This window comes from Flavobacterium sp., assembly GCF_035760125.1.
In the GTDB taxonomy this organism is placed as follows: domain Bacteria; phylum Bacteroidota; class Bacteroidia; order Flavobacteriales; family Flavobacteriaceae; genus Flavobacterium.
Genome location: NZ_DASTTN010000520.1, coordinates 1 through 13,403, shown reverse-complemented (window position 1 = coordinate 13,403; position 13,403 = coordinate 1). Strand labels below are relative to the sequence as shown.

The following is a 13,403-nucleotide window of genomic DNA, read 5'->3' as shown; positions in this document are numbered from 1 at the left end:
TACAAATTCCTGTCAAATAAAAGATTTTCTAAAGCAAGAAAAGCACAGAAATATAAAAGCACCTCATTGTAGACTGGCCCCATAAATTTAAGCCATACATAGCTAATTCAGCAACTAAAATTAAAACTATAATTATTTATGGCCGCATATCTATTTTGCAAGGTTCTTGCTAAATTGATTAAGTCCACAATAGTTCCCTTCTCAGCGTCCCCAATTGATCGTATGTATTCTGCTCGTGTTTCATCAGCTCTTACTAATTTATTTACATAAGTATTCTATTTATAAAAAAGTAAACTTATAAATTTACTTTTTTTACAATACAGACTTAATATTAGAAAAGTACCTACTAATCAACTCCCGTTATTCTAAAATTTTTACTTTAAAGTAATTCCCCAGCTTATTTGAGTAATTAATTAACAAAGGCGCTGTCGTATTTGCAGTATCTACTCTTTTTTAAACTTTTCAAAATTTGTAACTCAGTACATAACTAAACTTTACGATTATGAGAGTTTTATTTTTTTTTATTCTACTCTTAACAATACAATCATGTGCTACAAAAAAGTATAGTAAGAAACATTTATTGCCTGAAGGAATAAAATCTGCAACCGAAGAAATATATGTAGTAGTAAATAATCAGAAAAAACTTTTGCAAAAAAAACACATGGTTTTTACTAAAAATGGCCGTATCAAATACTCTAAAACTGTTGATTCGTTAGGCAATCTATTGCAAGAAACCGAAAAGAAATTATGGTTTGTAGTGAAATCCTATCCAGATAAAGAACCTTATTATTGTAAAACACGTTGGAAACCTAAACAACGTGAACGCATCAGCTGCTACACTAAAAAACAATACAAACAAAATGAAGCCATTTATTATTATAATACAGATGGAACTATTGATAAAATAGTAGATAATTTTACAACTTTCCATACACAGTATTTTTATTATACCAACAAAGAACTCTCTAAGATTGTCATCAGAGATAAAAATGACACACTTATTGATGAAGTTTTAATACGCTGTGCTACTAAAGATGAAAAAGGTACTTGTTTAAAAGAGATTCGAATTTGGACTAAAACAAACAATAAAGAAGAGATACACTTCTCTCCTAATTATGATTAATTTACGATGTTTTATTTAGCAATACTAGGTAGGTTCCGCATTTCACTTTTGATAGCATATGATGGCACTTACTTCCCCATAAATCAACTTATTTTTTTTGATCGCACATCCAGTAACCGAACGTCAATCCATAATAAACACGGTTAATCCTCTTGCTCCATGGGCACCTAATACTAGGGATTGTTCTATATCGGCAGTTTTTGACGGTCCCGCTATAAAAGTCCCAAAACCATATTCTTGATTTCCGATAAGTTCATATGCTTGATGCATCGTTGCTACAATATCGTTCTTATTTACTACAATAGCCAAATATTGTGGAATAAACACCGAAACACGTTGTCCTAATATAGCATCCGTTACCCAAAGAGCCGAGTTTTCGGCAACGCCAAAATGCGCTTTAACCAAAGTTAATTCTACATTTTCCAAAAGATGTGGATCAACATTCATCCAATTCATTGTTGCAATTTTGGAGAGTTCTGGAATGGTGGTAATCATACGTTTGCCCGCTGGATAATTTTTTTTTACAAAATCGATGATGGCATCATAATCCTTGACTTCAACAAAATGCCCCCCGATACCTTGTAAAACCGTTTTGTAAGTATCGAGTACATTAAAAACTTCTAAACCTAAAGTATCTAAATCCAGCAATTCAGTTACTGATGAAGGCTGGTTGAATTGTATCTTTTCTAAAATAGAGGCTCTGTTACTCATGGTGCTTGTCTTTAGATTCTTTTCCGTTTTTTTTATACCATTCCCTAAAGGATTCCTCTGGAGGCGTAGGCATTTCTCGTTGTTTGTACCAAGGATTAAGACTGTTATTCACCACAGCTGGTATATTTTTCATCGCAAATCTCCCCGCTTTTCCCGCTAAATCAAAAACCATTGGATTGGCCAGAACCGTTGCCATTCCTTTCATGGCCATAGTTTTGGTTGTTGGGGTATGTCCTTCTTTTACCAATACCTGACGCCATTTGTACAATTGTTCATGAATATCAATTTTTACTGGACAAACATTGGTGCAAGAGCCACATAGTGTACTGGCAAAAGGCAAATCTGCATTTTTGCTCATATCAAGATTCGGTGCCAATATAGAACCTATAGGTCCTGCCACTGCATTATGATAACTATGGCCTCCACTTCTTCTGTAAACGGGGCAGGTATTCATACAAGCGCCACAACGAATACATTTCAAGGAGTTTCTAAAATCTTCCCTTCCAAGCTGAGTGCTTCTGCCATTATCCACAATCACAATATGCATTTCTTTTCCATCTCTTGGTGTTTTAAAATGACTGGAAAAAGTGGTTATGGGCTGTCCCGTCGCGCTTCTGGCTAACAATCTGAGAAAAACGCCCAGATGTTTGCGCTGAGGAATCAACTTTTCAAAACCCATACAGGCAATATGAACATCGGCTAGATGCACACCCATATCGGCATTGCCTTCATTGGTACAAACTACAATTTCACCGGTTTCGGCAATCGCAAAATTCACTCCTGTCAAAGCCACTTTCCTGGTTAGAAAAGTATCTCTAAGATGCATTCGTGCGGCTTCGGTTAAATATTGTGGGTCGTTATTTCCTTTTTCAGTTCCAAGATGTTCATGAAAAGTTTCGCTTACATCTTCTTTTTTTAGGTGAATGGCAGGCAAAACGATATGGCTTGGTGGTTCTTTTCTAAGCTGAACTATTCGTTCTCCCAAATCCGAATCGATAACATCAATTCCCTTTTCGGATAAATATTCATTCAAATGACATTCTTCGGTAAGCATTGATTTAGACTTAACCATTTGCTTCACTCCATGATTTTCAATAATCGAATGGACTATTTTGTTGTGTTCATCCGCATCCGCAGCCCAATGAACAATTATTCCATTTTTTAGGGCATTCGATTCAAATTCAACTAAATAATTATGAATATTCGAAAGTACATTGTTTTTGATTTTGGATGCTGTTTCTCGTAGCAATTCCCATTCTGGAATTTGAAAAGCCGCTTTATCCCTTTTTTCACGAACGAACCATAGCGTTTCATCATGCCAATCTACTCTCTTGATATCTTTATTAAAATTCGTTGCGGCTTCGCTATGTTCAATGATTTTTGCTTTCATATGCGTAAAATTTATTTTTAAGCGGTCACATATGGTATCGCCTTTTAATAATAGGTGTTTGCTTACGCAAACTTGTTTTTAATGGCGATTTCATAAAGATGAATTTAATATTTCTGCTATATGAATAATTTTAATGGCGCTTTTTTCTCTTTTCAGAATGCCTTCCAAATGCATTAAACACGACATATCAAAACCAGCTATGTATTCCACCTGATGCTTTTCATGGTCTTTGATTCGGTCTTGTCCCATTTTTACTGAGATCGCCTCTTCCGTTACACAAAAAGTGCCCCCAAAACCACAACATTCATCTTTTCGACTCAATGAAACCAAATGTATCCCTTCAATGTTACTTAATAATTGAATTGGTTTAGAAAAATACGGAGCATTCAATTCACTCATTTGCGAAAGCTTCAACCCTCTTTGTCCATGGCAACTTTGGTGTAAACCTACTTTATGCGGAAAATTTCCAGGAATCATTTCAACTTTTAAAACATCGGTAATGAACTCTGTCAATTCGAATACCCTTTTTCGCATTTGCGCAGCCAAAGCTTCGTTTTTATCATCGTGCAAATGCTCTTTTACATGCAAAACACAACTTCCAGAAGGACAAACGATATAATCAAAACCTACAAAATTGGCAATAAAATTAGCATCACAACCTTTGGTCAAATGTTCGTATCCGCTATTGGCCATTGGTTGCCCGCAACAGGTTTGTCCCATCGGAAAACTAACATCGCATCCTAATTTTTTCAATAATTCATAGGTGGCAATACCCACTTTGGGATAAAATTGATCAACATAACACGGAATAAAAAGTCCTATTTTCATAATTAAATTAAAATAATAATGGAACCAATTTTCTCATTCTGTAATTCTCTTTAAGAAATTTAGAAGTGATTTGCTTATCCGAGATAACCATTGCTGCTCCTAATGCAGAACCTAGAGGAGAATGTGTGGATAAAACCTTGAACGAACTAAAATGATGAGACATCAGTTTCATAAAAACATCATTGTCCGTAAAACCCCCATCAATATAAATTGTTTTTATTTTACTGTTTCCAATAGCCTTGTTTATAGTGTCCACTTGCAGTTCCATAAGTTCAATCATCAACTGATGATAGGCTTCCTCAAAAGTGGCAAATAGCGCTAATTCTGTCTTCTGGGGCAAACGCTGAAGAGAAATTCCCTCGAATTTAAAGTAAACTGCCGGCTTTTCAATTAGTCCCAAATAAATATCTGGATCAAATTGAACTTCACGGTGGTATCCATATTCCTTGTGGTAATACTCACAAAGTTTTTCTACCTGCAACCGATACTCATTTCCCATAAAAAAACGAGAAGCTTTCACGCGTTTTCCATCAATTCTAAGATAATTCAAGCAGTTATTGGCAATGTCTTCCCTACTCAAACTTTCAGAATTAAAAGGATTAAGGGCGATACTCCAAGTACCTGTTGAAAGCAAAAGAAAAGGTTTCTTTTTACTCAAAATATAAGGCAATAAAGCCGAAGAACTATCGTGTATTCCTACCCCTATTTTTATTTTCTTATCTCTGTAAGTGGTATTAATACTGGCTGAAGTAGGAACAATTGGCGGCAAAATTTTATCAATACCCTCGGCATGTACCCAGCCATGATAATCCTCTTCATCAAAGTTCCATAAATTAGTGTGGCAGCCAATACTGGTATATTCACTCACGGGTATGCCAGTAAACAAATAAGAAAGATATTGTGGCAGGTGCAAACTGTATTTTATTTGTGCAAACAGTTCTGGTTTTGTTTGTTTCAACCAATACAATTGCATTCCTGAATTTAGCATTCCTGATTGCGGCGAAGCGGTTTGTGCACCAATTGTAAGCACATCACCGTACTGATTGTAAAACGCTTCGATTATTTCTTGGGGAAGCTCTTTAATATAATTATAAAGTGGTGTTAATGGCTTTCCTTTATAGTCAAGATGCACCAAGCTTGCTCCGTAAGAAGAAAAATTTAACGTCTTTACATCAAAGCGAGGGTCTTCTAAAATTGCATCAAAAGTATCTTTTATCCAATGACGCAGTGCTTCGAGATCCTCGGTTTCACAGCCATCTTCATCTACCGTAAGTGGTAAATTTACATAGTCACGATACACTTCATTATAATCGTCATCAAAAAGAAAAAACTTTTTGTTGGTCTTACCAATATCGAATACAGCGTTTACTCTAGTCATAACTTATAAGCCTGTAGCTACCGTTTTTAATCCTCTTTCAGTAATAAGACCATTTCTAATAGCAAGATCACGATACAACCCCACTGGATTCAATGCAGCTCCCGAACGCAAACGCGCTTCGGCAACCAAGGCACGAACATCTGTACGGAAAGCGTTTTGCAAAATCTCCTGCGCTTTAACCACATCGTTTTCCTCTTGGGCAATTTCTAATGCTTTTCTGTCTACCAAAAGTGCCTGAGCATACGCAATCATAATCGCTTCAACTGATTGCAATAAATCTTCTAAAGGATCTTTAACATTGTGTGAAGCGTCAATCATCCAGCCCAAATCTTTGGCATGGTTCATTCCTCTGGCATCCATTCCTTCCACTAATTCATTAAAAATTAAAAACAATTGATATGGTTTTAATGCACCAGCAGTTAAATCATCGTCCCCATATTTTGAATCATTAAAATGAAATCCGCCTAATTTTCCTTCCATCAATAATAAAGAAACAATCTGTTCAATATTTGCGTTTGGCAAATGATGTCCTAAATCAACTAAAGTTTGTGCTTTGTCTCCTAATTTTTTCACGTACGAATAGGATTGTCCCCAATCAGCAACTGTAGTTGAATAAAAGTTAGGCTCAGCGCATTTATATTCTAAAAATAATTTCCAGTTAGAAGGCAACGCATCATAGATTTCTTCTAAACTTTCTAAAGTATTTTGGTAGGCTTTACGAAAATTCAATTGTCCTGGAAAAGAAGAACCATCAGCCAACCAAACTGTTAAGGATTCAGAACCCAAAGCAATCCCTTGCTGAATTACCTCAATATTGTGGGCAATAGCTTGTTTACGAACAGCTTTGTTTACGTTTTGCAAAGACCCGAATTTATACGAATGCTCCTGATTCGCTTGGTCTTGAAAAGTATTGGAATTAACAGCATCAAATTTTAATCCATGTTGAGCGGCCAAGTTTTTGATGGCTTGGTAATCCGTAGGTATATCCCACGGAATGTGCAATGAAATAGCACCGGAAGCATTGTTTAAAGCGTGTAACAAACCTACATCTTCTATTTTTTCTTCCAAAGAGCGTGGTTCTCCTCCACCTGCAAAACGACCGAATCGCGGTCCTCCCGTGCCTAAAGCCCAGGAAGGAATTGCAATTTGGAAATCAACTAGTTTTTGGATAATATTTTCGGTTTCACCAATTTCAGAAGCGGTAAAAATTAATTTATTGGTATGAGATTGTATTAAATCTTCATTATGTGAGGCTATTCTATTGGAATCGATTAACATGGTATTTTTTTTATAAAGTTAAATAAAAACTTATTTTAAAAGGATGCAAAAGGCAAAAGTTGGTTTTAAAGTAGATCGATTTTAGGTTTGAATAATTTCAAAATTCAGACAAATCTAACGTCCAAAATCTGGACGCTAGAAATATCTATCTACAAAAAAAACATCTAAAAATATTATCTATAAAAGCCCATTGCCACTCCACCGTCGACATTCAAGGCATTTCCAGTTGATTTGTTCAACAAGCCACCAACAAATGCAAAACAGGCATTGGCAATATCATCGGGCAATATAATTTCATTCAATAAAGTACGTTTTGCATAGTAAGCAGGCAGTTCAGCTACAGTAATGCCATACGCTTTGGCGCGACCTTCCGCCCAACCACCTGACCAGATATTCGAATCCGAAATAACCGCATCTGGGTTAACCGTATTCACACGGATTTTATCGGCACCTAATTCGGCAGCCATCAAACGGGTTAAATGTGCTTGAGCTGCTTTTGCTGAACCATAACCGGGGTTATTCGGACCGGCTACTACTGCATTTTTAGATACAATATTAACCAAATCACCTCCAAATCCTTGTTTGCGCATCACTTCAATTCCGGCTTTCGAAACAATAAATTGTCCTTTTACCAAAATATCATACAATTTATCCCAGTCTTCTAAACTGTGTTCTGCTATCGATTTTGAAATACTGATTCCTGCATTATTCACTACAATATCGACACCTCCAAACGCTAAACTGGCAGCATCAAAAGCTTTTTCTGTACTGTTTTCATCTGTCACATTGAGCAACGTACTCGCAACGGCATCTTTACCAAAACTCTTTATAAAATCATTGGTAGCACCTTCCAAACGTTCTTCATTGATGTCGTTAATGACAATACAAGCACCTTCTTCGGCAAATTTCTTAGCGATAGCTTTACCAATTCCTCCCGCAGAACCCGTAATCAATGCGATTCGTCCTGACAAGGATTTTGGTTTCGGCATACGCTGCAGTTTCGCTTCTTCCAACAACCAATATTCTATATCAAAGGCTTCCTGACGAGGCAATGACGTATATTCAGAAACGGCCTCTGCTCCTTTCATCACATTCACTGCGTTAATATAATATTCGGATGCCAAACGCGCCATCGTTTTATCTTTTGCAAAAGTGAACATACCCACTCCCGGATATAAAATCACCACAGGATTTGGATCACGCATGGCAGGCGAATTCGTTTTTTTACATGTATTATAATAGTCTGAATACATCTTACGATAGGCTTCAAAAGCAGGAGTTAATTTTGCTTTAATCGCTTCCACATCCGATAAATCTTCATTTGGGTCTAATTCAAGTACCAAAGGACTGATTTTGGTACGCAGGAAATGGTCTGGACATGAAGTCCCCAATGGAGCTAATTTTTCCAGATCATTCGAATTAATGAACTCCAACACTCTGGCATCATCTGTATAATGACCGATCATTTTGCGTTCTGAGGAACAAAAACCACGTAAAATCGGCGCTACTTTGGCGGCTTTCAACTGACGGTCTTCGACTGGAAGACTTTCTATTTTTTGACCTCCAAAAACAGGACGTTTTTTTCCATAGTTGCTTTCTAAATATTCAGCGCATTTCTCTATAACTACAAGAGTGTTGATATAACTCTCAAAAGCTGTATCTCCCCAAGTAAACAAACCATGAGAACCCAACATCACGCCTTTTAGTTTTTTGCCACGAGCCGCAGCTTCTTCTAGACAGGCACGCATTTGCAGCCCTAAATCAAAACCCGGACGTTGCCATCCAACCCAACCAATTTCACCGTTGAATAATTCTTCGGTGATTTTTGCTCCGTCTTTTGCGGCAGCAATAGCGATCGCGGCATCAGGATGCAAGTGGTCAATATGTTTAAAAGGTAAAAAACCGTGTAAAGGTGTGTCAATGGAAGGAGCTTTGGAAGCCAAATCAAAAATACAGTGATTGAATAATTCTACCATTTCGTCTTCAAATTCGATTCCTCTGTACACATTTTCAAGATCAAGAAGTCTTTCTAAATAAAGTGCGGCACATCCTGATTTTGTTAATGTTCCGATATCACCACCGGAACCTTTAATCCACATTACTTCAGAATCAGCTCCTGTTAATGGGTCTTTGTCCTTTATTTTTACGGAAGTGTTTCCACCACCATAATTAGTTAGTCTCAAATCGGCTCCCAATAAATTAGAGCGATATATAAAAAGTGCTACCTCATCTCCTGCTAATGTTGCAGCTTTAGCTTCATCCCAAAGGTAGCTTACGTGCTGAAATTCCATGTTATTTGTATTTATATTTGACATATCGTTATATTAAAAAATGATTTATAAAAGTTTGAATACCTTTGCTTAAAGCGAATTTCCTATACCAACCAAAACGATTGATGTTAGAATAAGACCAATCCCCCAAAGAAATGTTCTAAAAGTTCTTTTGGAGACACCCGTCCATTCTTTCAAATAAAATCCCCAAAAGTTGGCCGTTAAAATAATGGTGGCCATATGCAAAATCCAGGAACTCGCACCGTTACCTAATTTGCTTTCGCCCATTCCATAAAAGAAAAACTGCAAAAACCACATTGTACCTGCGATTGCAGAAAACATAGTATTCTTGGCAATCGGTGTTTCATCGTTGGTGTAATCACTAAAAGTTTTATTCCTGAAATTAAGGTACATACACCAAACAAAGTTGGTAGTCAATCCTCCCCAAAGCAGTACTACATAAGTTACATTATTTTGAAACAAAGGATTAAATCCCTGTCTAACCGCTTCATCAGCCATTGGTTTTCCGGCTTCGATTCCAAAATTGAAAAACGAACTAAGGATTCCTGAAACAACAGCAATAATAAGCCCTTTGACCAAACTAAAATCTTTGTCCTTGTCTTCATGTCCCACTGAAAAATCCTTTTCTTTCAACATACCTGCTTTTCCCGAAATGGCAATTCCAATAAGACAAACCAAAACTCCCAATAAAACAATGCGTCCACCTGTATTGGAAAGCATATCCGTAAAAGATACTTTACCCGCAACCGGATAAAAATTATAATATATAGAAGGTACTAAGGCTCCAAAAGCGGAACAAAATCCCAATGTAATGGAATTCCCTAATGACATACCCAAATAGCGAACACCAAGACCATATGTAAGTCCTCCTATTCCCCAAATCAAGCCCATAGAATACGTAATTGCTTTTACAGATGGAACTGCTGCACTAATAATATCAGCAAACCCTGGAATGGTCAAATAAGCTGCTATTGGAGGAACGATTAACCAAGAGAAAAAACCTCCCACTATCCAATAGCTTTCCCATGCCCAATCTTTTACCTTTTTGAAAGGCATATAAAAACTTCCAGAAGAGAAACCTCCTACCGAGTGAAAAATAATTCCGAGTAATGCTTCCATGAAATAATTTGATTTAGTATTAATGATTTTGGTTTTGTAAAATAAGGGAATAAGAGAGACAAAACAGTCCTACACTGTCATTACAAAACGACATTTTTTTTGCTTTTTTATAAACCTATTTGTGATTAATTTTTAAAATCCAATCAACACAAGCATCAATCCAATCTACATCACTTGTAGGGTTATCAATTCCATAGCCATGACCTCCTTTTGCATAAAAAAAAGACTCCACTGGCACTTTATTCTTTTGTAACGCCGCAATAAAAAGCAATGAATTTTGCACTTTAACTACTTTATCATTTACTGAGTGGGTAATAAATGTTGGAGGTGTATCAGATGTTACATGAAGTTCATTAGAATATTCTTTTATTTTTTGAGTATCTATCTGTATACGAGCTAACATTTGGTCAGCTGTTTTGTGATCTTTCATGATTTTATTTAATTCTTCTGGTGATAGTCCATCACCAATCAAATTATATCTTGACCCCATATGGGTCAGGTCATCCTCCATACTAATCACAGGATAATTTAGAATCATAAAGTTAGGACGTAAACTTGTACCAAGTGGATTATCAATAAGTACCTTCTGATAATGTGTGCCAGCAGTTGAGGCTAAATGTCCCCCAGCAGAATTTCCTTCTATACCAATTTTATTTGGATTGATTCCCCATCGTTTCGAATTCTCGCGAACTATCTGAATTGCACGCTGCGCATCTTGCAAGGAAACAATTTCTTTATTAATTACATATTTACTGTTAGGTAGACGGTACTTTAATACAAATCCTGTAATTCCTTTTTTACCTAATTTTTTTGCTATTGCGTAACCTTCATGATCAATAGCTAGTCCACCATATCCTCCTCCGGGACAAATAATAACAGCTACCCCAGTTGCTATTCTTTTATCAGGAAGAAAAACGGTTAAATCTGGCTTAGCAACTCTAATAACAAAGCTCCACTTTGAATCTCCGGTACCAAACACTGCTGTAGAATCAGTTAATCCTACAATTTCTAAGGAATTAGGAACTTTTTCTGAGTAAAGTGGAATAACTTTTTGAGCTGTGCCACATAAAAAACTTAGTAGTAATCCTAAAATTAAATACTTCTTAATCATTTACAAAAGTTCTTAAATTAAAAAAACATAATAACCAGACAGAACTTTTTGTCTTGTCTGGTTACTATAAATGAACTCAAATATGAAACTTAAAACTTATAGGTTGCAGACAAGAAAAATGCACGAGAAGGTAAATTCAATGTTGCATAGGTAGCATTTGGGTTTGCAGCTAAATCTTCTTTTGTGAAACCTTGTCTGTCTAGAGAAGCCGGAAAACCTCCCGGTGCAGACCATCCCATAACTCCCAACTGATTAAATAAATTATTAATATTAGCTTGTAATTGCCAATTTTTATTTAAGTTATAACCCAAATTCAAATTAGACTGGTTGTATGCAGGCAAATCAAAAGCATTAGCAACGTTAGCAGGACGTTTCCCCATATATGAAAAATCCAAAGAAGAATAAAATTTTCCTGATGTATAACTTGGAGAAACCCTTAAAATTACATCAGCACTATTATCTGTTTGGTTTCCTGAAAAATCAACAGTTGTATCATCAGCACTTCCATTAGCACCTAAATCCCAAGTTTTGTATTCTACTGCTTTTGAATTTTGAAAAGTAGCCACTGCTCTTACACTAAATTTTTCTGTAAACTCTTGATTCGCTTCTAATTCAACACCTACTGTTCTAAATTTATTGTATAACACAGGGGTATAATAAAGAGTGGTCAAATCTGCACCTTCCTGCCCTTGAGCCTGCTGGGCAACATTACTCAATACACTATAGAAAGGTGTCACGAAAAGGTTTGTTCTTCCCTTTCTTAATTTATAACCTAATTCAAATTGTTGAATCTTCTGCGCTAAAGGATTCAAATTATCCGCTGCAAATTGAGTGTTTATCGTAACAAACATACTCAAATCTGGCGCCTTGCTACCTTGAGAATAACGAGCAAAAACTGCTTGATCTTCTGTAATTTTATAATTCAAACCTCCTGAAAAAGAAAAAGTGCTGATTTTTTGATCTGAATATTTGTAAGTAGCATCTATTTTCCCAGCACTATTATCATACAACGTTAATGGATTCCCATCTGTTCCACCTGTTGCACTAGTATTAACCGAAACAGCTACTTGATTAGTACCATCATAAGAGATATCTTCATAACGAATACCCCAATCAAAATTCAACTTTGAACTCATTTCCCAATTGTGACCAAAGAAAAGAGCAAATTGCTTCTGTTTAGCAGTCATAAGAGAAATGGCTGCACTTTTTCCTGAACCTCCAATTATTCCATCAGCATTAGTTAACTGATAGGTTTGACCATCAAAAATTCCAACATAAGAAATATCAGTTAAAGTAGGACGTGGAGAGGTCATTTGTGAGTAAGTAATTCCCGCTGCTCCATCCATTCTATCTAATTTAGAATTGGCATAAAACAGCCCCCCCGTAAAACTCATGTTTTTTAATTTTTTGGTAATGGTAAACTGCTCTATAATTTCCTTCATTTTATTATCTGTAATTAATAATGGATGAAAGTATAAAGAGTTAGGTTGAATAGAAGCTCCAGGAAAATCACCTTTATTTACCGTAAAACTTTGGAAAAAATTATTAGTAACAGACCCAAATTGTGTACCTGTAGCATGATCATTAAAAGAATATGTTGAACCTGCAGCGTTAGCATCAACCAAACCATTGAAACCATAAAAAATCGCATTATCAACCGCAAATGGAGAAACTACAGAGGTAGTATTCCATAATGAGCTTTTATCTGAATATCGCACTTTATTATCTAATTTCCATCCTTTTCCTAGATTTTGCTCCCAATTTAATCCTATTGACGCATCTTTAGAGTGAACTAAATTCCTAGAATCGAAATGTATTTTCTCACCAGTCTCGTTCATTGTCACATCAGCTTTAACAGCTGGAATCAAAACTGAATTGGTGTTTGAAACCCCTGAAGGAAAATGCGGATCAGTAAATCCAATAGTGGGTAGAAACTCATTATATCCATTATGATCATTAAGATATTTTGTATATAATTTTATACTTCCCGTTTTGTATTTTTTTGCAAAATTGGCTTTAATTTGACCTCCTTTGTTCATTGGATAACCTGAATATCTATCTCCATCATTTTGACGTAAAAAACCACCAATATTAAAAGTCAAAGATTTATCTTTACTTAGAGGTCCACCAAAATCAAGATCCAAACGATAATATGGATTTTGTCCGTTTCCCTC

General features: G+C 36.0%; 10 protein-coding genes. 1 reads left to right on the top strand and 9 read right to left on the bottom strand.

From position 1 onward, the window contains the following. Positions 1 to 502: 502 nt before the first annotated feature. Positions 503 to 1,123 (top strand): hypothetical protein, encoded by a 621-nt coding sequence (locus VFS71_RS18555; protein WP_326403122.1) that lies wholly within the window; start codon positions 503 to 505, stop codon positions 1,121 to 1,123. Positions 1,124 to 1,246: 123 nt separating this feature from the next. Here the strand turns inward: VFS71_RS18555 and VFS71_RS18550 are convergent, their stop codons facing one another. From VFS71_RS18550 to VFS71_RS18510, 9 genes are all read right to left on the bottom strand, one after another. Further along, positions 1,247 to 1,834: a LutC/YkgG family protein gene (locus VFS71_RS18550; protein WP_326403120.1), complete on the bottom strand. Its 588-nt coding sequence runs from the start codon at positions 1,832 to 1,834 to the stop codon at positions 1,247 to 1,249. Beyond that, complete coding sequence (locus VFS71_RS18545; protein ID WP_326403119.1) at positions 1,827 to 3,224, bottom strand: lactate utilization protein B; 1,398 nt, start codon at positions 3,222 to 3,224, stop codon at positions 1,827 to 1,829. The genes VFS71_RS18550 and VFS71_RS18545 overlap by 8 nt, the downstream gene beginning before the upstream one ends. A gap of 90 nt (positions 3,225 to 3,314) precedes the next feature. Beyond that, the gene (locus tag VFS71_RS18540; RefSeq protein ID WP_326403117.1) at positions 3,315 to 4,052 is read right to left on the bottom strand and encodes a (Fe-S)-binding protein; all 738 of its coding nucleotides are present in this window, start codon (positions 4,050 to 4,052) and stop codon (positions 3,315 to 3,317) included. Positions 4,053 to 4,059: 7 nt separating this feature from the next. Next, a complete protein-coding gene (locus tag VFS71_RS18535; protein ID WP_326403116.1) occupies positions 4,060 to 5,430 on the bottom strand; it encodes an FGGY-family carbohydrate kinase in 1,371 nt (456 codons plus the stop codon). A gap of 3 nt (positions 5,431 to 5,433) precedes the next feature. Beyond that, on the bottom strand, positions 5,434 to 6,708 hold the full coding sequence (locus tag VFS71_RS18530) for a TIM barrel protein (RefSeq protein WP_326403115.1): 1,275 nt from the start codon (positions 6,706 to 6,708) through the stop codon (positions 5,434 to 5,436). A 173-nt stretch (positions 6,709 to 6,881) separates the two neighbouring features. Continuing rightward, entirely contained in the window at positions 6,882 to 9,023 is a 2,142-nt protein-coding gene (locus VFS71_RS18525) for a bifunctional aldolase/short-chain dehydrogenase (RefSeq protein ID WP_326403114.1), read from the bottom strand. 45 nt (positions 9,024 to 9,068) lie between these two features. Beyond that, the gene (gene rhaT, locus VFS71_RS18520; protein ID WP_326403113.1) at positions 9,069 to 10,118 is read right to left on the bottom strand and encodes an L-rhamnose/proton symporter RhaT; all 1,050 of its coding nucleotides are present in this window, start codon (positions 10,116 to 10,118) and stop codon (positions 9,069 to 9,071) included. A 115-nt stretch (positions 10,119 to 10,233) separates the two neighbouring features. Next, on the bottom strand, positions 10,234 to 11,229 hold the full coding sequence (locus VFS71_RS18515) for an alpha/beta hydrolase (RefSeq protein WP_326403112.1): 996 nt from the start codon (positions 11,227 to 11,229) through the stop codon (positions 10,234 to 10,236). A gap of 89 nt (positions 11,230 to 11,318) precedes the next feature. Beyond that, positions 11,319 to 13,403 (bottom strand): TonB-dependent receptor domain-containing protein (locus VFS71_RS18510; protein ID WP_326403110.1); only part of this gene is annotated, 2,085 nt, incomplete at its 5' end.